The organism is Xanthomonas sp. AC360, from assembly GCF_979258225.1.
Genome location: NZ_OZ409846.1, coordinates 1,903,915 through 1,928,350, shown reverse-complemented (window position 1 = coordinate 1,928,350; position 24,436 = coordinate 1,903,915). Strand labels below are relative to the sequence as shown.

The following is a 24,436-nucleotide window of genomic DNA, read 5'->3' as shown; positions in this document are numbered from 1 at the left end:
TGTCATCGGCGCTTCATTGGCAGCGGTCACGCTGTCGGCTTCGCAGGACTGCCGCCATGACCCCACGCAAGACCGAACTCGCCCTGACTGCGCTGCAATCGCACCGCAGCCCACTGACGTTACTGCAGCGCCGTGCGCTGATCCTGGCCGATGGGCAGCGCGATCTGGCGACACTGGCGCTGTTGCTGGGCGACAACGGAGCCGCGTTGGTGCAGACACTGTGCGCGATGGGGTATCTGACCGGCGCTGAAGATGCGCCAGCCAGTGCATCGCGCTCGACCGCTCCGATGCTTGCGGTGATGCCGATTGCCGCGATGCCTGCGGCGGTCCACGCGCCGCCAGTTACTGCGCCCACCGAGGAAGACCTGCAACGCCTGCGCCGTCGGGCTGCCACCAACGCGCGCCTGTACCTGCTCGATATCCTGCAGTTGCAGCGCAACCCGGTGGCGGTGGTGTTGCACCGGCAGTTGCAGGCCGCACGCGCGGAAGAGGAGATCGGCATCGCCATCAATACGGCGTTGCGTGAGCTTCCGCAGTTCACGTCCGCCTCGTATACGCAGCGCGTGCGCACCCGGATCGAAGAGCTACTGCCGGATGCGTTGCAGGCCGCGTAATGCCGGCCGGCACGCGGATTCGATTCTGGAGCGCAGCACGCGGATGTCGGTGATGAATTCCACGCGCTCGGTCATTTCCTGACGATCGCCGAGACCGACGCTGCCTGCTGTTGCCGCAGTCCGTCGCAGCGACGACGCGAAGCCAATAGCGAAGAGCACGCCAGCACCTGCGTTGCGCTGAATGCACGTGGGCGTGCCATGGATGCCGGTGACGCGACGGACGGCAGTATCCGCGTTGGAAACGTTGGCCCCGATTGGACGCCATTGCCGGCGGCGCAAACCGGTTTGATCGGCGCGCTTAGAGCGGCTATGGAGACTTAGCGTGCAGTCGTCGGGCCCGTGTGGAAGGCGCACTCAGAACCAGAGTGCACGCGTGGTCCATGCCGCACCGAGCATCAACCGCGCCCTCCTGTTGGTGAGCACAATCGTTTTGTTAGCCGCGCTTAGTCTGCCGGGCCAGGCGTCGGCGCCTTGAACCCTGCACGCAAGCCGGACCAGCATTGCTGGTAATCGCCTTGTCGATGGGTGGCCTGTAGCGCCTGCTGGGTGGGGCGCAATACCGCGCGGGTTTCGAACATAAATGCCATGGTCTCGGCGATGACATCCGGGCGCGATAGATCCGCCTGCGAGGCCTTGTCGAAAGTTGCCGCATCCGGGCCGTGCCCGCTCATGCAGTTGTGCAGCGACGCACCGCCCGGCGCGAAGCCTTCGGCCTTGGCGTCGTAGACGCCATGCACTAACCCCATGAACTCGCTGGCCACATTGCGGTGGAACCACGGTGGGCGGAAGGTGTGCTGCGCCACCAGCCAGCGCGGCGGGAAGATCGCAAAATCCATATTGGCCGTGCCGTGCGTGTCGCTCGGTGAGGTCAGCACGGTGAAGATGCTGGGATCGGGGTGATCGAAACTGATCGAACCGATGGCGTTGAAGCGGCGCAGATCGTAGCGATACGGCGCGTAATTGCCGTGCCAGGCCACCACGTCGAGCGGCGAATGGCCGATGTCCGCACGCCACAGATGGCCCTGGAATTTGGCGACCAATTCGAACGCACCTTCGCGCTGCTCGAAGGCGGCGTGCGGGGTCTCGAAGTCGCGCGGGTTGGCCAGGCCATTGCTGCCGATCGGGCCCAGGTCGGGCAGGCGCAACAAGCCACCGAAGTTTTCGCAGACATAGCCCCGCGCGGTGTCGTCGCGCAGCTCGACACGGAAGCGCACGCCGCGCGGGATCACGCCAATCTGCTGCGGCTCCAGTTCCAGCACGCCGAGCTCGGTATGCACCCGCAGCCGGCCCAGCTGCGGCACCAGCAACAACTCGCCATCGGCGTCATAGAAAAAGCGATCGTGCATGGAGACGTTGGCCGCATACAGATGCACGGCCACCCCGGTCATCGCCTCGGGGCCGCCATTGCCGGCCATGGTGTAGAGGCCATCGATGAAATCGGTCGGCGCGGTCGGCAGCGGCAACGGACTCCAGCGCAGTTGATCCGGTGGCACCGGCCCGCTGCCGAACGCGTTGTGGAGCTGCGACTGCTCGATCAAGGAGAAGCTGCCATGCACGGCCGCCGGGCGAATGCGGTACAGCCAACTGCGCCGGTTCTCGCCGCGCGGCGCGGTGAACGCGGTGCCCGACAACTGCTCGGCATACAGCCCGTGCGCCACGCGCTGCGGCGAGTTCTGTCCGACCGGCAGGCTACCGGCCACCGCCTCGGTTGCGAACTCGTTGCCGAAGCCGGTCATGTAATGCTGCTGGTTGTGCATGGTGGCGCGTCCGGATGTTGACCCTCCTCCTCGACCGCAGAAGGCTGGGCTTGGGGTGAATCAAGCCCCTCTCCCATCGGGAGAGGGGTTGGGGTGAGGGTACGGTGTAGCGGCCATCTTGAAGATTGTCTCGACCACCGCATCCAGCGAAAGCAACACATCGTTGTTCCAGAAGCGCAGCACTGTCCATCCCTTGGACTGCAACCATCGCGTTCTTGCCTGATCGCTGAGTGCTTGGTGCTGCGATCCATCCAACTCAACAATCAACCTGACTTCGACGCAACAGAAATCTGCGATGTACGGCGGAACCGGATGCTGACGTCTGAACTTGAGGCCTTGCAGCTGATTGCTGCGGAGACAGCGCCAAAGCTCACGTTCTGCGTCCGTCAACTCTTTGCGTAATGCGCGCGCATGGGTGCGTTTGACAGTGGGTAATGGCGGTTTGATTTTCATCGCTCCACCGTACCCTCACCCCAACCCCTCTCCCGCAGGGAGAGGGGCTTTAACCGCGTGCGTCTTCGCTGCCCTGTGTTGTCAGAAAAACACCTTGCCTGGGCGTACTCGATTGCGGCCACTTGCCTAACGCTTCGTCTTATCCGTACCGGAACTACATCCGACGTGACGAACAGACAGGCGCGACACCGCAACAATCTGCACCACTCCAAACCCGCGCCGACGCAACAAATGGCACCAACCACAAATCCCGAACAGCGAATCAGCCATCCCCGCCCTCAAAGCACCCCGCGCTTGATCTGATCGCGCTCGATGCTTTCGAACAGCGCCTGGAAATTGCCTTCGCCGAAGCCTTCATTGCCCTTGCGCTGGATGATCTCGAAGAAGATCGGGCCGATGCTGTTGGTGGTGAAGATCTGCAGCAACTTGCGCTGCTTGGTGTCCACGTCCGCATCGATCAGGATCTTGTTGCGGCGCAGGCGCGCGACGTCTTCGCCGTGATCGGGGATGCGCAGGTCCACCACGTCGAAATAGGTGTCGGGCGTATCCAGAAAACTCACGCCGGCCTCGTGCATCTTTTCCACACTGGCGTAAATGTCGTCGGTGAAGCAGGCGATGTGCTGGATGCCTTCGCCTTGGTAGGCGTCCAGATATTCGTTGATCTGGCTCTTGGGGTCGGACGATTCGTTGAGCGGAATGCGCACGATGCCGTCCGGCGCGGTCATCGCCTTGGACACCAGGCCGGTCTTGGCGCCCTTGATGTCGAAGTAGCGAATCTCGCGGAAGTTGAACAAGCGTTCGTAGTAGTCCGACCAACGCTGCATGTTGCCGAAATACAGGTTGTGGGTGAGGTGGTCGATAAAGGTCAGGCCGAAGCCGACCGGGTGTTGGTCGGCGCCTTCGATCGGCTCGTAGTCGGCGTCGTAGATGCTGCCGGCATCGCCATAGCGGTCCACCAGATACAGCATGCAATCGCCGATGCCCTTGACCACCGGTGCCGGCACCGCGCGCGTCTCTGGCTTGTTCTGCACCGCTTCGCCGCCGTTGCCCAGCACCGTCTGCAGCACGGTGTCGGCCGGGGTGCGGAAGCGGATGGCGAAGCCGCAGGCGCAGGGGCCATGCGCGGCCGCAAAATCGGCGGCAAACGAATCGGGGTCTTCGTTGAGCAGGAAATTGACCCCGCCCTGGCGATAGACGGTAATGGCGCGACTGCGGTGCCGCAGCACCGCACTGAAGCCCATCTTGCGAAAATAGTCATGCAGTTGCGCGGCCTGGCCGGCCGGTGCGGCGAATTCGACGAATTCGAATCCGTCGATTCCCATCGGATTGTCGAAGGTGGTGACCTGCATCCCCGGATCAGGGCGGGCTACAGTGGTGTTCGGTTGTGCGCTCATCGTCGTTTCTCCACGCTAGGCGGCCCGCAGGGCTATGCGGGGTGGCAGAAGACCCGCGAGAATGCGCAGGCCACCCCTCGTTTGTAGTTGCAAATGAAACCAAAATCAAGACACAGTGCAACATGAGCGATCACGACACCTCCAACCCGCCGCAACATCCCGTGCTGCTCAACCTTGAGCAGTTCCTGCCGTATCGCCTCAGCGTGCTGTCCAACCGCATCAGCGCCAACATCGCCAAGGTGTACGGCGACCGCTACGGCATGGCCATCCCCGAGTGGCGGGTGATCACCATCCTGGCGCTGTATCCGGGCTCGTCGGCCAGCGAGGTCTCCGACCGCACCGCGATGGACAAGGTTGCCGTGAGTCGCGCGGTGGCGCGGCTGCTGGAACGGGGCTTCATCCGACGCGAGACCCACGGCGACGACCGCCGCCGCTCGATGCTGGCACTGTCGCCTGCCGGGCGCCAGGTGTACGAAACCGTCGCACCGCTGGTCAACGAAATGGAACAACGGCTGATGTCGGTGTTCAGCGACGAAGAACAGCAGTTGCTGGAACGCCTGATCGACCGGCTGGCCAAGGATGGGCTACCGCGCATGGCCGGCAAGGACTGAGCTTCGCTTTGCAGTACGGTAGATAGCGTTCGTGCAGCGCTGCGTTGATCGAGTTGGATGCGGGTTTGCCGCGCTGCCAGGCACGCAGCTGACGCCGATGTCGTTAGTGTGTTGCGCGATCGCTGCTGGCACTGCGTTATTGCAGGCAGCGATGCCCAACCCGCTCGCGTCATCGGGCATCGCATGCAACGGTCCAGGCACATCTGCGTGGTCTTCGGACATTGCGCTCGACAGGTACCCACAAAAAACCCCGCAGCAGTGCGGGGTTTTTTGTGTGACGCATTCGCAGGGAATCAGGCTTCCGGCGGTGCCCACTGCTTGAGGAAATCGAACAGCTTCTTGCGGTCGAAGCCCTCGCCCTTGCGCAGCTCCGGGCTGGTCTGGGTGGTCAACAGCTTGCCGTCGTTGTCCAGCACCAGCAGCGACGGATAGTCGTTGAGTTGGGCGAACTGCGACAGGAACGCGGCGTTTTCGTTGGCCGCATCGCGATTGACCTTGACCACCACAAAGTGCGCATCGCGGAAGCTGCGCAGCTCGGCATCGCCGCCCATCAGCTCGTCCAGCGTCTTGCACGGCTCGCAGGCGGCGTTGCCCACGTTGAGCACGATGCGCTTGCCGCCGCGCTTGGCCTCGACCTTGGCCGTTTCCAGATCGGCGGCCGGATCGCGCGATGGGTCGTACTGCGCATTGAGCGCAGCCGCCGCCGCGATGTCGGCCGCGGTGGGCGTGTTGCCCGAGGACACCGGCTGGCTGGGGTCGGCACTGGGTGGCTTCTGCATCGACGTATCCAGCGGCCGTGGCGCTTCCTGTTGCTCGGCATGCTGCCCGCAGGCGCTTAACAGACCGGCCAGCAGCAGGCCACAGACAATGGGTTTGATCGGCATCGCTTTTCTCCTCACTTCACACCATGCATCAGTTTGTTGATCAGCGGCGCGATCAGGAACAGCAGCGCGCCGGCGCCCACCAGCGCCCAGAATCCGAAGGTATACCCGCCCAGCGCCGACGACACGCTCATGCCTTCGCTTCCGCTGACATGGCCGGCAAAGATACCCGAGAGGTTGTTACCGATGCCGGTGGACAAAAACCAGCCACCCATGCCGAAACCGACCAGGCGCACTGGTGCCAGCTTGGTCACCATCGACAAGCCGATCGGCGACAGGCACAGCTCACCCACCGACTGGATGACGTAGACCATGAACAGGGTCCAGAACGGGATCTTGCCGGCATCGTTGACCAGGCTGGACAACGCAAACATCAGCAGCAGGAAGGCCAGGCCGTTGAACAGCAGGCCCAGGCCGAACTTGCGCGGAATCGACGGATTGAAGCGGCCGGACTTGACCCAGATCCACGCGATGACCGGCGCCAGCGCAATGATGGCGATCGAGTTGACCGACTGGAACCACGCCGTCGGGAAGGTCCACGCGCCGAAGTTGCGGTTGACGATGTTGTCGGCCAGGAAGGTGAACGAGCTGCCGGCCTGTTCGAAGAACATCCAGAACAGCACGTTGAAGGCGAAGACGATCAGCATCGCGATTACCTTGTCGCGCTGCACCTTGCCCTCGCGGATGCCTTCGACCAGCAGCATCACCGACAGGCCGATAAACAGCACCGTCAGCACGATCTGCAGCACATCGGCGCCGACGGCCAGCAAGAAGTACACCACCGGAATCGCCAGCACGCAGCCGGCCAGCACCATCAGCACACGGCCGATACCCTGCGCGTCCGGTGCGGGTGCACCAATGCCCTTGAGCTGCGCGCGGCCGATCCAGAACCACACCAGGCTGATCAACATGCCCACGCCGGACGCCATGAACACCATTTTGTAAGCCGGCATGGCCTCGGTGCCGAAGACCTTTTCGGCCAGCAGCTGGGTCAACACCGGCGAGATCATCGCGCCCAGGTTGATGCCCATGTAAAAAATGGTGAAGCCGCTGTCGCGACGCGGATCGGCCACCGAATACAGCTTGCCGACCATGGTGGAGATATTCGGCTTGAACAGCCCGTTGCCGACCACCACGGTCGCCAGGCCGATCTCGAACATGGTGTGGTCGGGGATGGCGATCAGGAACAGGCCGGTCGCCATCACCGCAGCGCCGACCAGGATCGAGCGCTGGTAACCGAGCACACGGTCGGCCACATAACCGCCGAAGATCGCCGCTGCATACACCAGCGCCAGATACGCGCCGTAGGTGCGCCCCGCCGGCGCCTGGCCGGTGGCATCGCCGCCAAAGAACTGCGCCACGATGTACAGCACCAGCGCCCAGCGAATGCCGTAGAACGCAAAGCGTTCCCAGAACTCGGTCATGAACAGCATCCACAGCGGCCGGGGATGGCCAAGCAGTGTGGGGAACTCGGGAGGCGCAGGCGGCTGCGGCGGGGTGGAAGCGGATGTCGGCGCAGTTGCGTCAACGCTCATGTGGTGTCCCTTGCGTATTCAGTAATGGCTGGGTGCCCCAGGGCGGAACCCTGGGCGACGCGCGAGGATCACTTAGACGTCATGTACGCGTCAAATTCGCCGGAGTCGGCGGCGTGATGGGGATGGGTGGAGTGGCCGGGTGTTGTTGGGTTTGCTGCGTATCTTCCACCAGCGTGCGCGACACCATTTCCACATCTGTGATGTTCTTTTGGCGGCCCTTTGGGTGATCAGTGGGTTGGTCGGTAAGGCGACCAAGGCGCTGCCGGTCAGCGGTAACCAACGCCCGCATCTCCCACCGCCGCATGCCCGCTTCCCCTTCTCCCGCTGGGAGAAGCTGCCCGTAGGGCGGATGAGGGTGCGATGTCGCTGGGTGGTGCCGATCGCCGAGCTAAGAGCATCAGCAAGCGGCTGATCCCGGGGATGAGGCCCGTACCCTCACCCCAACCCTTCTCCCGACGGGAGAGGGGCTTCAAGCGACTGCCTTCCCGAGTAAGTGCTCTCCCGAGTTTCAGCGCGCGCGCCCCTGCGTTGCTAAGCTTTTGGCCTCGCTCAGCGCTTCCCAGCGTCCGCACCACCCTGCGGCGCCCGGCTTTCCACACCCACCGAGGTGCGGACGTCGAACAGTTCCGGGAAGAACGTCAGCGCCAGCGCCTGCTGCAAAAATCCCACGCCGCTGGAGCCGCCGGTGCCGCGCTTGAAGCCGATCACCCGCATCACCGTGCGCATGTGGCGGAAGCGCCAGAGCTGGAACTGGGTTTCCACATCCACCAGGTCCTCGCACAGCGCATATTCGCGCCAGTAGCGGTCGGTGTTTTCGTAGATGCGCTCGAACACCGGGCGCAAGGCGTCGTCCGCCACATGCGCGGCGGTCCAGTCGCGGGTTTGGTACTGCTGCGGAATCGCATGGCCGAAGCGGGCCAGATAACGCAGGAATTCTTCGTACAGACTGGGCGCTTCGAGCACTTCGCGCAGGCGCTCCTGGCCCTGCCGGTCGTACGCGAACACCTGCAGCATCTGCGGGTTTTTGTTGCCCAGCAGAAACTCGATGTAGCGGTATTGCAGCGACTGGAACCCTGACGAGGGGCCGAGCACATCGCGAAAGCCCATGTATTCGCTGGGCGTCAGCGTCTCCAGCACAGACCATTGCTCGGTGAGCTGGCGCAGCACCTGCTTGCTGCGCGCCAGCACCTTGCGGCACTGCCAGACCTCATCGCGCTGCAGATGCACGATCGCCGCGCGCAACTCGTGCGCCAGCAGCTTCAACCAGAGCTCGGAGGTCTGGTGCTGGATGATGAACAGCATCTCGTCGTGGTGCGCCGGCTCGGACAGCGGCTGCTGCGCGGACAACAGCTGATCCAGCCGCAGATAGCCGCCGTAGGTCAGCCGCCCCTCCAGATCGGTGTGGATGCCGGGTTCGAGGTCACGCAGGTTCTTGTCGACGGGCATGGCAGTGCAGATGGATCGGGCCGGTCAGGGTAGCTCAGCGGTGGGGAGTGGGGAGTGGGGAGTGGGAATCGGGAATCGGGAATCGGGTTAAGGGTAAGGGTAAGGGTAAGGGTAAGGGTAAGGGTAAGGGTCAGGGTCAGGGTCAGCGGTTGGCTTTGCTGTTGCGGGTTGAGAGTGGAATAGGCGTCGCCGCCGAGGTGAAACTGAAAATCCGCGCGTGCTGTCGAGGTCGACGGCGATTCGAGGCGTCGGGCCATCGAGGCCGCGTCCCTGCTGACCGGGATGGATGAAAGTTGATAGTGGAATGCACGTCGCCGCCGAGGTGGAACTGAAAATCTGCGCGTGCAGTCGAGGTCGACGGCGATTCGAGGCGTCGGGCCAGCGAGGCCGCGTCCCTGGCGACCGGGATGGATGAAAGTTGATAGTGGAATGCGCGTCGCCGCCGAGGTGGAACCGGAAAGCCGCGCGTGCAGTCGAGGTCGACGGCGATTCGAAGCGTCGGGCCAGCGAGGCCGCGTCCCTGGCGACCGGGATGGATGAAAGTTGATCGTGGAATGCGCGTCGCCGCCGAGGTGGAACTGAAAATCCGCGCGTGCTGTCGAGGTCGACGGCGATTCGAAGCGTCGGGCCAGTGAGGCCGCGTCCCTGGTGACCGGGATGGATGAAAGTTGATAGTGGAATGCGCGTCGCCGCCGAGGTGGAACCGGACAACCGCGCGTGCTGTCGAGGTCGAAGGCGATTCGAGGCGTCGGGCCCAGTGAGGCTGCGTCCCTGGCGACCGGGGTAGATGAAACGGGCGTCCGTTGCTTGCAAGCATCTCGGTGCGACTAGGCGCAGATGGCTGCGGCCTTTTGTTGCGCCCGGTTCGGGGATCGGCGGGCACAGTCCGAGTTGCCTGGTTGCCTGGTTGCCTGGTTGCTTGGTCGCTTGGTCGCTTGGTTACCAGGCTGCTTGCAGCGCTGGAGAACCATGCAAGGGCCAGCCGGTGCCTGCACCGGATGCCGCGCGACCCGGCGACACATCGAACGCCACACGTCCAGGCGTGTTCGACGCCGGGACTTATTTCGCTTCTGAACCACCCGGCCAGCCGCCAGTGCAGTCTCAGCCAGTGCACCGCTGTCACAGTATCGTCAACCAAGGTCTGCAAATTCATGCAGAATCGAACGGCGCTGCCGGCCAGGGACGTGGCCGGACCAGGGGAGCGTTTCACGTCTCAAGGATCAGGGGACTCTCATCTCATGCATGTGTTGCAGCGTCGTGCAGCCGTATTTCTCTGTGCGCTGGCAGTTGCCGGCCACGCCAATGCCCAGGTCGTCATCAGCCAGGTCTATGGCGGTGGCGGCAATAGCGGCGCCACCCTCCGCAGCGATTTCATCGAGCTGCACAACATCGGCAGTACCACGGTCAGCCTCGACGGCTGGTCGGTGCAGTACGCCTCGGCCGCCGGCAGCAGCTGGCAGGCCACCCCGTTGGCAGGCAGTGTGCCGGCCGGCGGGTATTACCTGGTCAAGCAGGCCGATGGCAGCGGCGGCAGCGTTGCGCTGCCCACGCCCGATGCCACCGGCACCCTGGCCCTGAGCGGTACCGCCGGCAAGGTAGCGCTGAGCACCACCGCGTCGGCACTGAGCGGCGCCTGCCCCACCGGCAATGCCGATCTGGTCGGCTATGGCAGCAATGCCAGCTGCGCCGAAGGCAATGCGCCCACGCCGGCCCCCAGCAACACGCTGGCGGTGCTGCGCGGTGGCGATGGCTGCACCGATACCGACAACAACGCGGCCGATTTCGCCACCGGCGCGCCCACGCCGCGCAATAGCGCCAGCGCTGCGCGCCTGTGCAGCGGCGGCGGCCAGCCGATCGCCACGCTGGCCGATGTCAGCCAGGCCGAAGGCAATAGCGGCAGCCGCAGCGTCGTATTCACGCTGAGCCTGAGCCAGCCAGCCGGTGCGGGCGGGGTGAGCTTCACCGCCGCCACGCGCGATGGCACGGCCACCGCTGGCAGCGACTACATCGCCCTGCCCGCGACCACCGTGCGCATTGCCGCAGGCGACCGCACGGCCACCATTTCGGTGGATGTGCTCGGCGACACCCTCTCTGAGCCGGACGAGCGTTTCAGCCTGCAGATCAGCGGCCTCACCGGCGCGCTGCCGGCCACGCTCAGTGCCACCGGCACCATCGTCAACGACGACTTCAATCTGTTGCCGATCCACAGTATCCAGGGCAAGAGCACACGCTCGCCGCTGGACGGCCAGGTGGTGGCGCACCTCCGGCATCGTGACCGCACGCCGCAGCGCCGGCTTCTTCCTGCAGGCCCCGGATACCGAGGCCGACGCCGACCCCGCCACCTCCGAAGGCGTCTACGTCTATACCGGCAGCGCCCCGCCGGAAGCGGCCGCCATCGGCAACCGGGTGCGCGTGCAGGGCACGGTGATCGAATACGTGCCCACCGCCGACCCGACCCAGCCGCCACTGACCGAAATCGGCGGCACCGTCACCGTGCTGGCCGATTCCACCGGCAACCCGCTGCCGTCGCCGGTGCTGTTGCGCCCGGACTTCCCCAACCCCAAAGGCGCCTTCGATCAGCTCGAAGCGCTGGAAGGCATGCGCGTGATCGCGCCCAGCCTCACCGTCAATGCGCCCACCGGCGGCAGCGTCAACGAGACCAACGCCACGGCCACCAGCAATGGCGTGTTCCATGCGGTGGTCACCGGCGTGCCGCGCGCCTTCCGCGAACCCGGCGTGCAAATGCCCGACCCGCTGCCGGCCGCCGCGCCTGTCGGCGTGCCGCGCTGGAACACCAACCCGGAAGTGATCGCCGTCGGCAGTGCTGGCGTGGGCGCCGAGCGGCTGGATCTGGCCGCTGGCTGCCAGGTGCTCAATGTGGTCGGCCCGCTGGATTACAGCTTCCGCCGCTACACGCTGTACCCCGAACGCACCCCGCAGGTGAGTTGCAACGATGCGGATAAACCGCGTCCGGCACCGATGCCGCAGGCCGACGATGTGTCCGTGGCCACCTACAACATGGAACGTTTCTTCGACGACCAGAACGACCCGGCCATCGGCGAACCGGTGCTCACCCCAGCCGCGTTCCAGGCGCGCCTCAACAAGGCTTCGCTGGCGATCCGCCGTTATCTGCATCTGCCCGACATCCTGGGTACGGTGGAAGTGGAAAACCTCAGCGTGTTGCAGGCATTGGCGGCACGCATCAATGCCGATACGGCAGGCTCCGGCCAACCGAATCCGCAATACGTGGCCTACCTGCAGGAAGGCAACGACGTGGGCGGCATCGATGTCGGCTTCCTGGTCAAGACCGCCGACGTTGCCGCCGGCGTGCCACGCGTGGAAGTGCTTTCCATCGCGCAAGAAGGCAAAACCACCACCTGGACGGAGCCGGCCGGCGCTGTCAGCCTGCTCAACGATCGCCCACCGCTGGTGCTTACCGCCAACGTGCATCAGGCCGACGGCCGCGTGCTGCCGCTGTCCGCCATCGTGGTGCATCAGCGCTCGCTCAACGGCGCCGAGACCGACGACGCAGCCGGCACCCGCATCCGCGCCAAGCGCCAGGCCCAGGCCGACTATCTGGCGCGCCTGCTGCAGACGCGTCAGCAACTCAATTCGGCGGAAAACGTGCTGGTGATGGGCGACTTCAACGCCTTCGAGTTCAACGACGGCTATGTGGATGCGATGGGCACCGTCACCGGCAAACCGGCGCCGGATGTGCAGACCGTGGTGGGCGGCGATGGCGTGGATCTGGTCGACCCGGACTACACCGATCTGACCTGGTTCAACACGCCCGACCAGAGCTACTCGTACGCCTTCGATGGCAACGTGCAGTCGCTGGATCACATCCTGGCCAACGCTGCGCTGATGCGCGCACCCAACATCGCCTCGCTGTCGGTGGGCCATGCCCGCATCAATGCCGATTTCCCCGGCACCGCGCGCAACGATGCCAACACGCCCACGCGTCTTTCCGATCACGATCCCACCGTGGTGCTGTTGCGCATGACCAAGCAGGTGAACGCGGACTTGCGAGTGGCTGTCACTGCCGCGCGCGACCAGGTGGTCGAAGGCGAGCGCATCGACTACACCGTCGATGTCGAGAACCGTGGGCCGGATCGTGCACCGTTCACCGCGCTGGCATTGGTGTTCGACCTGCCGGCACGGGCGCGTCTCACTGCCCCGACGGGCTGGATCTGCCAGAACCAGACCAACGCCACGCAGACCACGTTCACCTGCAATATCCCCCTGCTTGCGTCGGGATCTGCGCAGAGCTTTGCAGTGCAGCTGGATGCCAGCCCGGACCTAGCCGGACGCACCCTCACCCTGGCCGCCTCGGTGGCCTCGCAATCGCCCGACCCGCAGCCGGACAACAACACCGACACCGCGGCCGTCGCGGTGCAGGCACGGCCGCAGCCGCGTAGCGACCTGGCGGTGCGCTTCGATGGCCCGGCCAGTCTGCCGACCACCGCGTTCAACGGCAGCTACCGCGTGCTGCTGGACAACGTCGGTGCCGCGCCGGCGCAGCGTCCCGGCCTGGTGATCGAAGGCAATACGGTGTCTGCGTTGTCGCAGCTGGTGCCGCCGCAGGGCTGGCGCTGCGACAAGCAGGTGCAATCGCTGCGCAGTGCCCGCTTCGTGTGCAGCAGTGCGGGCGTCGTGCTGCCGGGCGCGCAGCTGGCCTTCCAGCTGACCGTGGCGGCCAAGCCGATCCCGGCCGACGGTGCCATCCGCGTGCAGGCAAGTGCCACGTCGGCATCGCCGGATGCCAACCCGGCCAACGATTCGGCGCTGATCGTCACCCCGATCGGAGGAGGCGCCGGCCGCCGCTGATCGCAGTGCACCACGTCGCAGTTTCTTACTGCGACAAAGGGCGCGGCCTGGTCCGCGCCCTTTTTTTTGTGCATGCCAGCATCATTATGTGTTGCGGTGCAGGACAGCGTTTTGCTTCGCCGTCCTTAACATGGCAACTCATATCATTTGAAACTTCTTGATGAAGGTGTCGCCGCAATGAGCGTAGCCGCGCAGTTCCAGATCGACTATCTGCAATACATGGACGCGGACGGCAACTTCGTCCGCGACGACCTGCCGGCCGACGCCGCCAACCCGCAAACCCTGCTCGCCCTGTTCAAGCGCATGCTGTTCGTGCGCACCTTCGACAGCAAGTCGGTGGCCCTGCAGCGCACCGGCAAGCTCGGCACCTACGCCGCCAGCCTGGGCCACGAGGCCACGCATGTGGGCATCGGTGCGTCGATGCGCAGCGGCGACGTGTTTGCGCCCAGCTACCGCGAGTACGGCACCATGTTCGAGCGCGGCGTACGTCCGCGCGATGTGCTGCTGTACTGGGGCGGCGACGAGCGCGGCAGCGATTATCCGCGCGATGCCGATGCGGCCATCGACTTCCCGATCTGCGTGCCGATTTCCACCCAGTGCCTGCATGCGGCCGGCTCGGCGCTGTCATTCAAACTGCAGAATAAGCCGCAGGTGGCCGTGGCCTGCTGCGGCGATGGCGGCAGCTCCAAGACCGACTTTTATGCCGCACTCAATTCGGCCGGCGCCTACAAGCTGCCGCTGATCCTGTGCGTGATCAACAACGGCTGGGCGATCTCGGTGCCGCGCTCGGCGCAGACCGGTGCGCAGACGCTGGCGCAAAAGGGCTTGGCCGGCGGCCTGCATTGCCTGCAGGTGGACGGCAACGATCTGATCGCGGTGCTCGAAGCGATGCGTCAGGCGCGCGTGCGTGCGCTGGCCGGCGAAGGCGGCACCGTGATCGAGTTCATGACCTATCGCCTCACCGACCACACCACCGCCGACGATGCGCGCCGCTATCGCGGCGAAGACGAGGTCAAACAGGCCTGGACGCGCGAACCGCTGCTGCGTCTGCGGACCTATCTCACCGCGCAAGGTCTGTGGGACCAGGCGCAGGAAGACGCCTGGAAGACCGAATGCGGCGCGCGTATCGACGAAGAGGTCAACGCCTATCTCAATACCCCGGTGCAGCCGGTGGAGGCCATGTTCGATTACCTCTATGGCGACCCGCCGGCCCAGTTGCTGGCGCAGCGCGCCGAAGTGATGGCCCTGGAGGCGCGTCATGGATGAGCTCAAGCAGGTGCATGCGGAAACCTCGCACCACGCCAGTGCCCCCTACAACGCCGCAGCCACGCGCGGAGACAGTGCCATGAGTTCGCCCATCACCTTGATCGAAGCCATCACCCAGGCGCTGGCCTGGGAGTTAGAGCACGACCCCGCAGTGCTGGTGCTGGGCGAGGACGTCGGCGTCAACGGCGGCGTGTTCCGCGCCACCGCCGGCCTGCAGCAGCGCTTCGGCAGCGAGCGCGTGCTCGATACCCCGCTGGATGAAACCACCATCGCCGGCCTCAGCGTCGGCCTGGCCGCACAAGGCATGAAGCCAGTGGCCGAGGCGCAGTTCGACGGCTTCGTGTATCCCATGGTCGATCACCTGATCTGCCACGCCGCACGCCTGCGCAACCGCACCCGTGGCCGCCTGCATTGCCCGATGGTGCTGCGCGTGCCGTGGGGCGGCGGCATCCGCGCGCCGGAACATCACAGCGAAGCCAACGAAGCCATCTTCACCAACGTGCCCGGTTTGCGCGTGGTGCTGCCGTCCTCGCCGCAGCGCGCCTACGGCCTGTTGCTGGCCGCGATCCGCGACCCGGATCCGGTGATCTACATGGAGCCCAAGCGCATCTATCGGCAGTACAAGGAAGTGGTCGCCAACGATGGCGAAGCCTTGCCGCTGGATGTGTGCTTCGTGCTGCGCGACGGCACCGACGTCACCCTGGTCACCTGGGGTGCGCAGGTCAAAGAAGCGCTGGAAGCGGCCGACAAACTCGCTGGCGAAGGCATCAGCGCCGAAGTCATCGACGTGGCCACGCTGCGCCCGCTGGACTTCGACACCATTGCCGAATCGGTGGCCAAAACCGGCCGCTGCGTGATCGTGCAGGAGGCCCCGCGCACGGCCGGCTTCGGTGCCGAAATCGCCGCACAGCTCGCCGAAAAATCGATGTACGACCTGCTCGCGCCGGTCGAACGCGTCACCGGTTACGACACGCATATCCCGCTGTTCCGGCTTGAAATGAAGTATCTGCCGAGCGTGGAGCGCATCGTCACGGCAGCGCGCCGTGCGGTGGCTGCCGGCTGACATGCGCGCCCGTCTGCTCTGCGATCACCGCGCCAGAGTCGCCAATCCGATCCGCTTCCGTGCCGGCCAGCAGGTCGGCATCGGCGTACGCGATGAAGAATGGCCGGCGTTTGCCTGGGTCAACACTGGCGAAGGCCATGCCGGCTGGGCGCCGGTGGCGTGGCTGCGCCCGCTGGGCGATGGCCGGGCCGAAGCCCTGCGCGATTACGACGCACGCGAACTCGATGCCCGCCAGGGCGAGGACGTGTTGCTGCACTACGAACACGGTGGTTGGTGGTGGTCCGAGCGTGCCGATGGCGCGCAGGGCTGGCTGCCGGCAGCCGATCTGGAACTCCTCGACGACACCACGCCGCAGTTGCCTGCGGTGCAAGAGAATCTGCCATGAGCGAAAGCAAGAATTTTCATCTGCCCGATCTGGGCGAAGGCCTGCCCGATGCCACCATCGTCGAGTGGTTCGTCAAGGAGGGCGACACGGTGCGCCTGGACGACCCGCTGGTGTCGATGGAAACCGCCAAGGCGGTGGTCGAGGTGCCGTCGCCGTTTTCCGGCACCGTGGTCAAGCTGGCCGGTGCGGCCGGCGATGTGATCGTGACCGGCTCCATGCTGGCGCAGTTCGCACTGGATGCCTCGCAGCCGCAACGCGCCGATGGCCAGGACACCGGTCATGGGCATGGTCACGGCGGCAGCGCGCAGGCGGCCACGCCGAGCACCGGACAGAGCGCGGCGGGCCCCACCGAACGCGTGGTGGCCTCCGACAACGGTGGCGAAATTGCCGATGCCAACGCAAATGCAGCTTCCGATGCGGCAGGCGAGCGCGATGACGCCGGTACCGTGGTCGGTGCGATGCAGAGCTCCAACACCGTGCAAAGCGAACAGGCCATTGCAGTCGGCGGCGTCCGCGCCATGCCGGTGGTGCGCGCGCTCGCGCGCAAGCTGCGCGTGGATCTGACGCAGGTCCGCGCCACCGGCCCGGACGGCACGGTGACGCTGGCGGACGTGAAGCAGGCTGCCGCCGCAGGGACCGCGCAGCCCTCACCCGGCGCGCAGGGCGTGCCGACCTCTCCCGCCAGCGGGAGAGGTGGTTCGTTCGCTGGTGGTTCGATCGCTGAAGGTGGCAGAGCCACCGGGAGCGCTGACCACGGCGGAGATCGACCGGCAACGGCGACCCTTCTCCTGTCTGCGGGAGAAGGTGCCCGCAGGGCGGATGAGGGCCAGCACCGCTCCGCACTCTCCACCAGCGGCAAACCCATGCGCACCCAGCCGCCAGGCGTGGTCGCCAAAGGCCAGCCCGAACAGCTCAAGGGCGTGCGGCGCAACATGGCGCGCGTGATGGCCGATGCGCACAGCAAGGTGGTGCCGACCACGCTCAACGACGACGCCGACCTGCACGCCTGGCAGCCCGGCAACGATGTCACCGTGCGGCTGGTGCGCGCCATCGTGCGTGCGTGCCAGGCCGTGCCCGCGCTCAACGCCTGGTTCGACGGCGATGCGCTCAGCCGCACCCTGCACAACCAGGTCGATATCGGCATTGCGGTGGATACCGAAGAAGGCCTGTTCGTGCCGGCGCTGCGCAATGCCGACATGCTGGATGCGTACGGCATCCGCGAAGGCGTCAACCGGCTGCGCCAGCAGGTGGAAACCCGCAGCATCGCCGCCTCCGAATTGAGCGGCTACACCATCTCGCTGTCCAACTTCGGCATGTTCGCCGGCCGCTACGCCACCCCGGTGGTGGTGCCGCCGTGCGTGGCCATCGTCGCTGCCGGGCGCGCGCGCTACCAGCTCACCCCGGTGATGGGCGGGGTAGAAACCCACAAGGTGATGCCGCTGTCGCTAACCTTCGATCACCGCGCCGCCACCGGCGGTGAAGCCGCACGCTTCCTGCGCGCCATGCTGGACGATCTGGCACTGGCGCAGTAATCGCCCTGGCCCATCCACCGGCGGCGCTGCGCCTGCAACGCTGCCGGTGAAGCGAAAGCCGCAGTGGGCACGCAATGGCTGCACGGCACACAAAGCCGCTCGAGATGGGCGGCTTTTTTGTGGGTCTGCAGGTGGACTGACGCCATCATGTTGGGGCGATGTCCGCATCAATGTGACGAGGGCTTACGGCGTTGCAGTGAGCTGCATGGCACGCCTTTGTTTTGTGCACAGCGCTTCCGAGAGCGCTGCGTGCAGCGTCTTCGCGCAACACGGGTTGGCTTGCCGATTGGCCGCGATGCCGATCCACCCCCATCCGACCCACAGTGCCCAGCGCGCACGCGCCATCGCCAATCCTGGATAATCGGCGGCATGTCATTTGCCCATCTCTCGCTGTCGCCGCAGCTGCAGCCGTTCTTCGACACCGCGCTGAGCAAGGCCGGTCATCGCACGCCCACGCCGATCCAGCAGCAGGCGATCCCGCCGATGCTGGCCGGGCGCGACCTGATTGCGATGGCACAGACCGGCTCGGGCAAGACGCTGGCCTATGCGTTGCCGCTGCTGCAGCAGCGCTGCCTGGCCCCGGACACAGCGCCGCGCGTGCTCGGTGCGCTGGTACTGGTGCCCACGCGCGAACTCGCCGCACAGTTGGACGACACGCTACGTCAGCTGGCTGCGCATCTGCCGCGCCGCTTGAAGACGGTGGTCGCCACCGGCGGCAGTTCGATCAACCCGCAGCTGTTGGCGCTGCGCGGCGGTGCCGACATCGTAGTGGCGCACGCCCGGCCGGTTGCTGGATCTGGTCGATCACAACGCGCTGCGCCTGAGTGAGGTGGCCACGCTGGTGCTGGACGAGGCCGACCGCCTGCTGGAGCTGGGCTTCGGCGCCGAGCTTGATCGCATCCTGGCGCTGCTGCCGGCGCAACGGCAGAGCGTGCTGTTTTCTGCCACCTACCCGCCGGCCATCGCCGCGCTAGCCAAACGCCGGCTGCGCGACCCGCTGCGCATCACCATCGAAGCCACGCCCGAGCAGGCCCCGGCGATCGAACAGCGCGCCATCGCGGTGGATGCCGGCCAACGCACGCAACTGCTGCGGCACCTGCTGACCGAGCACGGCTGGTCGCATGTGCTGGTGTTCGTGGCCAGCCGCCACACCGCCGACAAGGTCGCCGAAAAACTCACCAAGACCGGCATCAACGCCCAGCCGCTGCATGGCGAATTGAGCCAGGGCCGCCGCGAGCGCACCTTGCACGCATTCAAACAGCACGAGGTACAGGTGCTGGTGGCCACCGATCTGGCCGGGCGCGGCATCGATATCGACGCCTTGCCGGCAGTGCTCAACTACGACTTGCCCCGCTCCACCGTGGACTACACCCACCGCATCGGCCGCACTGCGCGCGCCGGCGCCAGCGGGCTGGCGATCAGCTTCATCACTGCCGACAACGCGCAGCAATGGCGACTGATCGAAAAACGTCAGGGCCTGCGCGTACCGACCAGCGTGATCGAAGGCTTCGAGCCGACCCCGGCCGAGGCCGCCGCACAAAATACCCCAGCCGCAGACGCGCACGCAGCGGACGATAACGGCGGCATCAAAGGCAAACGGCCGAGCAAGAAAGACAAACTACGCGCCGTGGCACAGGCGCAGCTCGACAAGCCGGGCTGAGAGCGGCCGACACGCCGCAGCGACCAGTTGTCACCTGATGTGCATAGCCACTCGAATGGCTAAGAGTGGCTAACAAAACGTAGCGAGCAGTCGTCAGCTGGGTCTGGACGGCGCGCTCAGGACCTTAGTTGTACGAGTCCGATTCCTAACACCGGCCGCGCCCGCCTGGCGGTTGCACAGCTGTTTTGTTAGCCGCTCTTAGCGCGAGCGGCAGATGCCGCGACTCATCACCAGCAGGCCAGGCAATCGTCCATCAGCCACCTGAAAGCGCTCGCTGGAGCACTACAACCTTCGTGTGAGCCGTGCCACTGGCATCCGCAAGACGGTACGCGAAATGCATTCGATCCGGCGCCGGTCACAACGCGACAGGGATTGGTCGTCCCGCAGCGGTGCGCCGCCACGGGAGGAGAGCGAAGACCTCAGTCCTGCTCGAAATCCAGCTCGCCACCGGCCAGCGCATCGCCATCGGCACGCGGAACACGCTTGGCGGGCTTGCGCAGGATTTCCACAAAGAACTGGTCGCCGCCTTCGCCGGTCAGCGCATTGATCGCGCGGATCAACTCGGCCGGCGGCAGCGGCGCGGCGCTGGCCTCGTCCACCCCGAAGCGCATGTCGAAGTCCCAATAGTCCGCACCTTCGGGCAGGTCCTTGCGGCGCTCGCGGCGGATGTACTTGCGGATATCGTTCTTGCTGGCTTCCAGCAGACGGTCGCGGTTCTTGCCTTCGAGGTTGAGCTGGTAGGTCTTGCGCATGGCGACATCGTTCCGGAACTGGCCGCCTATTGTGAGGCCATGCGGGCGTTGTGGGTGAATCGGCGGCGTCCGGGTCTACCGCGCGACCAATCCATGCTGCGCCCCCCTCGACCAATCCTGCCCGCTCATCGTCGCGGGACCTCATGCGGCATGGATGTCGCGTCACCGCCTCCATGGAAGGACTCACGGCATGTCCCGCGGCGTTGGCCGGCCACGGGCGCTGCGGCCGAGCCGCAGTTCAACCCCTCTGCAATGACGCATCCAACGTATTCAACCCTCGCCAGGGCAGCCTATCTCTCACAGTATCGAAGTGGTTGAAGAAACTTCGCGACCGATCAGAGCCACCAACAAAACGTAGCGAGCAGTCGTCAGCTGGATGTGGATGGCGCCGAGGAACCGGAGTGTATGGGTGGTCCATGCCGCATCGAGCACCGGCCACGCCCGCCTGGCGGTGAGCACCGTCGGTTTGTTGGCTGCTCTTGATCGGCGTGGAAACGGATGCCCTGGTCGAGCGTGCACTGATACGCCAACAGTGGGCCGCGCTGCTGCAGGCTCGGCAAATCGTACATATACGTGGTCAGCCGCACGCGATTGTCCGGGCTCACCTGGTAGCGCTGAAATTGCTGAAACGGCCGGCCATCGCTGCTGGCGGCAATAAACTGCGTATCGGAAAACGACAGCGTTCCATCGTCGGTCAGACGGTAGGCACCGAGACGCACCCCGCCGCGGCTGCGGCTGGCCGCAGTGCCGGCCTCCGGCGTACAGCGCGACAGGTCGACCGACACTGCAAGGTCATGGCCAGACTCCAGCGTGGCGATCAGATTGGCTGACGAGGTGATGCTCTGCTTGGCGAATGCCGGTGAGATCGTCGCAGACATAGCGGCAACGGCAACAATTGCAAGACGACGCGTCGACATGATGGTTCTCCTTGCCAAGCGCACATGGTTGCAATCATCGGCATGTGCGCGCGGGATGATGGGTTGGCGGTGTGTTCAACGCATGCGCTGCAAACCCCGCGCGGTTGGCACACCGTGTTGCAGAGGTGCAGCTGCATGACGCTGGCGCAGCACTGGCTCAAGCTGGCCCGGCGACACATCGCACGCGTCATGCAGCTGCGCAATCGTTTTGTCAGTGGCTCTCAATCGGCGTGGAAACGGATGCCCTGATTGATCGTGCACAGATACGCCAGCATCGGCCCACGCTGTTGCAGCGCCGGCAGGTCGTACATGTAGGTGGTGAAGCGAACACTGCCATCCGGACGTAACTGATAGCGCATGAACTGCTGGATCGGCTTGCCATCGTTGGCCACGGTGAAATGCGAACCCGAAAACGCTGCGGTGCCATCTTCGGTGATGCGATAGGCATCGATATGGCGGCCACCGCGGGTGCGGCTGACCGGGGTGCCCTCTTCGGGGGTACAACGACTGAGATCGCTGGACAGGCTGACGTCGTAACCGGCATCCAACGCAGCGATGACATCGGCACGCGTATTGAGCGTTTCGCTGGCGACGGCGGGTAGCGCGGACGCACACAGCACAGCGGCGAGAGCAATGGGAGCAAGACGGGGCATGGCGAACTCCAGGCAGACAAGGGAATGCAGCGCCCTGGGCTGTAGCGAGCCCAGGATGCACAACATGACCCACTCCTGTTCGCGGGAGCATCCTGCGCTACGCATCGCGCTGCATGTTTGCGCTGTTTGGCGCAGCACGTGCGCATGTGCACAGTTTTTAACGATGCCTGCACGCGCAGACATCGGTTGAAACGCGTCGGTAGAACCGCGATAGAACGAGCGTCACATCACGATCCAACAGCGCAGCTGCGCGCGCCACGCAACAACTCACCCACTATGCAAACACCAGATTCTGGCAGTTCCAACGAAGCCAGCCTGAGATCAAGACAGAGTCAGTTTCCCGCCGCGAGAAGGCTTGGGACGAGGGTACGAAGCAAAGCCACGCCTCCACTCAAACCAAACGCCGCACGCACATTCTCTCCGCACACCACCGCGATTCCGAGAAGAACACATCAAGCGCCCAAGGAATCTCTGAATAACTCATGGCCCAGCGAGAGAGAGTTGCAATCTAGCCTAATCACGACAATCGTCGGCGCTTAAAATCAAACACTTGCGCGTGATTTAGTCTGTCCAAGGCATCGATCGGAAACCTATGAAAGAGTTATTCAGAGCTTCCCTAATGCAAACAGCTCATCAGATATCCCCATCTACAAACGCGCGTTGACCTCGCGCGATGCCGGCTCACGCTCCGGCTGTAACGCCGGCGTCGCGCCCAGCAGCAAGCGCTCTGCCAACGCACGTGTTGCCACGCGCAGTTCCGGCACTGCGGTGATTTCCCAGTACCGGCCGCGTAGCAGCGGCCCCACGCAATACAGCCCCTGCACGATCTGTCCGGCGCCGTCGCGCACGCGCAGTTGCGCATCGGTGTCCACACCCAGGCCCAGCGGATCGGCGCGCAACAAGCCGGCTTCGCGCATGCCGGCAATCAGTGGGTCGCTGGTGCGGTCGATATCGGTATCCAGGCCAGTAGCGCGGATCACCGCATCGAAGCGATGCGTCTGCGCATCGGCAGCGGCACGCGGACGAATCACCGCTTCCACGCCATCGGGCACCCAGCGCGCACGCAGCAGCCGCGCGGCGACGATCTGCAACTGGCCGGACGCCTGCAACTGCTGCAAGTGCTCCGCCGCACCCGGCGCGACGCGATGCCGCGCCACTTCCCAGTAGGGGCGCAGATGGCGCAGGAAACGCGCACGCTGCGCCAGCGTGAGCCGCTGCCACAGCGGCTGCAGATGCGGGCGCAATGCGTCCACCACACGACGCCAATCGTCCACCACCGCGCTGAGCTGACGTACGCCGCGCAGCAGGCCGCGCAGATCGGCATCCTTGAGCGCGCGTTGCAGATGCGGCGGCAGGTCCAGCGGCGCACCGGGCTGACGCAGATGTGCCTGCGGGGCCAATCCGCGCCGCGAAATCGCCAGCATGCGGCCGCGGTGTCCGCGCGCGTGCAGGGTCAACGCCACATCCACCATGGTCAGCCCGGTGCCGACGATCAGCACGTCATCGTCGGGCGCCAGCCGCGACAATGCATCGCCCTGCCACGGCCAGCCGATGTAGCGCGCATGCACGCTCAACCGCGGGCCGATGCCGGCCAGCGCCTGCGGCTGCAGCGCACCGACCGCCAGCACCACACGGTCGCTATGGAAGGCATCGCCGTTGGCAAGAAACACGCGGAAACCGCTACGTGCGCGCTCTACCGCCACCGCCTCCTGCGACAGCCGCATCACCGATGCCTGCGCACCACTCACCGCCGCATCCAGCTCGCTACGCAAGTAATCGCCGTAAGCCAACCGCGGCAGGAACTCCAGCCGTCCGCTCTCGCCCAGATGCAAGGTATCGGCGAAGGCGCCGGGCGCCTGCGCATCGATGCCCAGATCCTTGGCACGCACGTTGAGCAGATGCTCCGGTCGCGCCGCGCCATACGCGATGCCGCTACCGAACGTTTCGGCCACGCCGACCAGGGTGATACGCACCTGCGCATCGGCCGTCTGCGCCAGCGCACGGACCAGCGCGGTGCCGCAAAAGCCGGCACCGATGACGGTGATATGGGTTTCCATGTGCAACTCCCACTGAATGACTCGCACGTTGTGCCCGCAGCGCCGCGTGGTTGTGTAAACAAATGGTTAGTGGCGAGCAACCCGAAAGGCATGAGCTGATCGCCAGCCGTGATGAGGCTTACGCCGCAGGCTGCGGGTATTGCAGATGGCAATGAGATGACAGCGGCCGCCACTGCAATTGGTGCTGCCGATGCGGGGTGCGCGTGATGGGTTTTGCTTGCCCTGCGCAATGCACGCCGGATCGCCTACGGGGCTGGCGAAGTACCTTGTCGAGGTCAGTTGCTTGGAGGTTTGAGGTTTGAGGTTTGAGGTTTGAGGTTTGAGGCTTGGTGTTGGTGTTGGTGTTGGTGTTGGTGTTGGTGTGGGTGTGGGTGTGGGTGTGGGTGTGGGTGTGGGTGTGGGTGCTGGGTGCTGGGTGCTGGATGTTGGGAGCTGGCGCTGGGAGCTGGTACTGGGTGCTGGTGTGATCGTGGAGATGGTGGCGACTCTGCGCCGACGCTGATGTCGCGCCGGCGACCGTGTTTTATGTCAGGGCGCCTGTATCCGAACGAAGAGCGGCTGACAAAACGTAGCGAGCAATCGTCAGGTGAGTGCGGACGGCGCACAAGAATCGGAGTGGACGAGTGGCCCATG

Annotated in this window: 17 protein-coding genes, 4 other RNA genes and 3 pseudogenes; 9 read left to right on the top strand and 15 right to left on the bottom strand. The window is 65.1% G+C overall.

Annotated elements, in window-relative coordinates; genetic code table 11:
- Positions 1 to 56 precede the first annotated feature (56 nt).
- Positions 57 to 614, top strand: a complete 558-nt coding sequence (locus ACZZ0O_RS08215) for a hypothetical protein (RefSeq protein WP_463590497.1) — start codon at positions 57 to 59, stop codon at positions 612 to 614.
- Here the strand turns inward: ACZZ0O_RS08215 and ACZZ0O_RS08210 are convergent.
- From ACZZ0O_RS08210 to hppD, 5 genes are all read right to left on the bottom strand, one after another.
- On the bottom strand, positions 585 to 893 hold the full coding sequence (locus tag ACZZ0O_RS08210) for a hypothetical protein (protein ID WP_463590496.1): 309 nt from the start codon (positions 891 to 893) through the stop codon (positions 585 to 587). The genes ACZZ0O_RS08215 and ACZZ0O_RS08210 overlap by 30 nt on opposite strands.
- 26 nt (positions 894 to 919) lie before the next feature.
- Positions 920 to 996: non-coding RNA, sX9 sRNA (locus tag ACZZ0O_RS08205), on the bottom strand.
- 61 nt (positions 997 to 1,057) lie between these two features.
- Entirely contained in the window at positions 1,058 to 2,371 is a 1,314-nt protein-coding gene (gene hmgA / locus ACZZ0O_RS08200) for a homogentisate 1,2-dioxygenase (RefSeq protein ID WP_463590495.1), read from the bottom strand.
- 60 nt (positions 2,372 to 2,431) lie between these two features.
- Complete coding sequence (locus ACZZ0O_RS08195) at positions 2,432 to 2,824, bottom strand: endonuclease domain-containing protein (protein WP_463590494.1); 393 nt, start codon at positions 2,822 to 2,824, stop codon at positions 2,432 to 2,434.
- A gap of 278 nt (positions 2,825 to 3,102) precedes the next feature.
- Positions 3,103 to 4,218, bottom strand: a complete 1,116-nt coding sequence (gene hppD, locus ACZZ0O_RS08190) for a 4-hydroxyphenylpyruvate dioxygenase (protein ID WP_193553173.1) — start codon at positions 4,216 to 4,218, stop codon at positions 3,103 to 3,105.
- A gap of 122 nt (positions 4,219 to 4,340) precedes the next feature.
- Here hppD and ACZZ0O_RS08185 point away from each other — a divergent pair, with 122 nt between their 5' ends.
- Entirely contained in the window at positions 4,341 to 4,829 is a 489-nt protein-coding gene (locus ACZZ0O_RS08185) for a MarR family winged helix-turn-helix transcriptional regulator (RefSeq protein ID WP_055853286.1), read from the top strand.
- A gap of 293 nt (positions 4,830 to 5,122) precedes the next feature.
- Here the strand turns inward: ACZZ0O_RS08185 and ACZZ0O_RS08180 are convergent, their stop codons facing one another.
- From ACZZ0O_RS08180 to ACZZ0O_RS08170, 3 genes are all read right to left on the bottom strand, one after another.
- Positions 5,123 to 5,713 (bottom strand): thioredoxin family protein, encoded by a 591-nt coding sequence (locus ACZZ0O_RS08180; protein ID WP_104614334.1) that lies wholly within the window; start codon positions 5,711 to 5,713, stop codon positions 5,123 to 5,125.
- A gap of 11 nt (positions 5,714 to 5,724) precedes the next feature.
- On the bottom strand, positions 5,725 to 7,245 hold the full coding sequence (locus tag ACZZ0O_RS08175; protein WP_055853290.1) for a peptide MFS transporter: 1,521 nt from the start codon (positions 7,243 to 7,245) through the stop codon (positions 5,725 to 5,727).
- A gap of 549 nt (positions 7,246 to 7,794) precedes the next feature.
- Positions 7,795 to 8,691: a tryptophan 2,3-dioxygenase gene (locus ACZZ0O_RS08170; RefSeq protein WP_323538535.1), complete on the bottom strand. Its 897-nt coding sequence runs from the start codon at positions 8,689 to 8,691 to the stop codon at positions 7,795 to 7,797.
- A gap of 1,238 nt (positions 8,692 to 9,929) precedes the next feature.
- Here ACZZ0O_RS08170 and ACZZ0O_RS08165 point away from each other — a divergent pair.
- The 6 genes and pseudogenes from ACZZ0O_RS08165 to ACZZ0O_RS08140 all read left to right on the top strand — a co-directional run bounded on the left by ACZZ0O_RS08165 (position 9,930) and on the right by ACZZ0O_RS08140 (position 19,424).
- Positions 9,930 to 13,518, top strand: a pseudogene (locus tag ACZZ0O_RS08165) (lamin tail domain-containing protein).
- Between the two features lie 177 nt (positions 13,519 to 13,695).
- The gene (pdhA, locus tag ACZZ0O_RS08160) at positions 13,696 to 14,784 is read left to right on the top strand and encodes a pyruvate dehydrogenase (acetyl-transferring) E1 component subunit alpha (RefSeq protein WP_104614330.1); all 1,089 of its coding nucleotides are present in this window, start codon (positions 13,696 to 13,698) and stop codon (positions 14,782 to 14,784) included.
- On the top strand, positions 14,777 to 15,847 hold the full coding sequence (locus ACZZ0O_RS08155; protein ID WP_055853297.1) for an alpha-ketoacid dehydrogenase subunit beta: 1,071 nt from the start codon (positions 14,777 to 14,779) through the stop codon (positions 15,845 to 15,847). The genes pdhA and ACZZ0O_RS08155 overlap by 8 nt, the downstream gene beginning before the upstream one ends.
- Before the next feature lies 1 nt (position 15,848).
- A complete protein-coding gene (locus ACZZ0O_RS08150; protein ID WP_115512768.1) occupies positions 15,849 to 16,232 on the top strand; it encodes an SH3 domain-containing protein in 384 nt (127 codons plus the stop codon).
- Complete coding sequence (locus ACZZ0O_RS08145; protein WP_463590493.1) at positions 16,229 to 17,764, top strand: dihydrolipoamide acetyltransferase family protein; 1,536 nt, start codon at positions 16,229 to 16,231, stop codon at positions 17,762 to 17,764. Before ACZZ0O_RS08150 ends, ACZZ0O_RS08145 begins: the two co-directional genes overlap by 4 nt.
- Before the next feature lie 369 nt (positions 17,765 to 18,133).
- Positions 18,134 to 19,424, top strand: a pseudogene (locus ACZZ0O_RS08140) (DEAD/DEAH box helicase).
- Positions 19,425 to 19,491: 67 nt separating this feature from the next.
- Here ACZZ0O_RS08140 and ACZZ0O_RS08135 read toward each other — a convergent pair.
- The 6 genes and pseudogenes from ACZZ0O_RS08135 to ACZZ0O_RS08110 all read right to left on the bottom strand — a co-directional run bounded on the left by ACZZ0O_RS08135 (position 19,492) and on the right by ACZZ0O_RS08110 (position 23,803).
- Positions 19,492 to 19,567: non-coding RNA, sX9 sRNA (locus tag ACZZ0O_RS08135), on the bottom strand.
- 276 nt (positions 19,568 to 19,843) lie between these two features.
- Positions 19,844 to 20,176, bottom strand: a complete 333-nt coding sequence (locus ACZZ0O_RS08130; RefSeq protein WP_115512771.1) for a DUF6172 family protein — start codon at positions 20,174 to 20,176, stop codon at positions 19,844 to 19,846.
- Between the two features lie 342 nt (positions 20,177 to 20,518).
- A non-coding RNA gene (locus tag ACZZ0O_RS08125) (sX9 sRNA) lies at positions 20,519 to 20,594 on the bottom strand.
- Between the two features lie 64 nt (positions 20,595 to 20,658).
- Positions 20,659 to 21,093 (bottom strand): annotated as a pseudogene (locus ACZZ0O_RS08120) (VirK family protein); the annotation flags it as partial.
- Between the two features lie 221 nt (positions 21,094 to 21,314).
- Positions 21,315 to 21,746 (bottom strand): VirK family protein, encoded by a 432-nt coding sequence (locus tag ACZZ0O_RS08115; protein WP_055853312.1) that lies wholly within the window; start codon positions 21,744 to 21,746, stop codon positions 21,315 to 21,317.
- Between the two features lie 647 nt (positions 21,747 to 22,393).
- Positions 22,394 to 23,803 (bottom strand): FAD/NAD(P)-binding protein, encoded by a 1,410-nt coding sequence (locus ACZZ0O_RS08110; protein WP_463590492.1) that lies wholly within the window; start codon positions 23,801 to 23,803, stop codon positions 22,394 to 22,396.
- 329 nt (positions 23,804 to 24,132) lie between these two features.
- On the opposite strand from ACZZ0O_RS08110, the gene ACZZ0O_RS08105 reads away from it, so the two are divergent.
- Positions 24,133 to 24,270, top strand: coding sequence for a hypothetical protein (locus tag ACZZ0O_RS08105; RefSeq protein ID WP_463602879.1), 138 nt, complete (start codon positions 24,133 to 24,135; stop codon positions 24,268 to 24,270).
- Between the two features lie 89 nt (positions 24,271 to 24,359).
- Here ACZZ0O_RS08105 and ACZZ0O_RS08100 read toward each other — a convergent pair.
- A non-coding RNA gene (locus tag ACZZ0O_RS08100) (sX9 sRNA) lies at positions 24,360 to 24,435 on the bottom strand.
- Position 24,436: the final 1 nt, after the last annotated feature.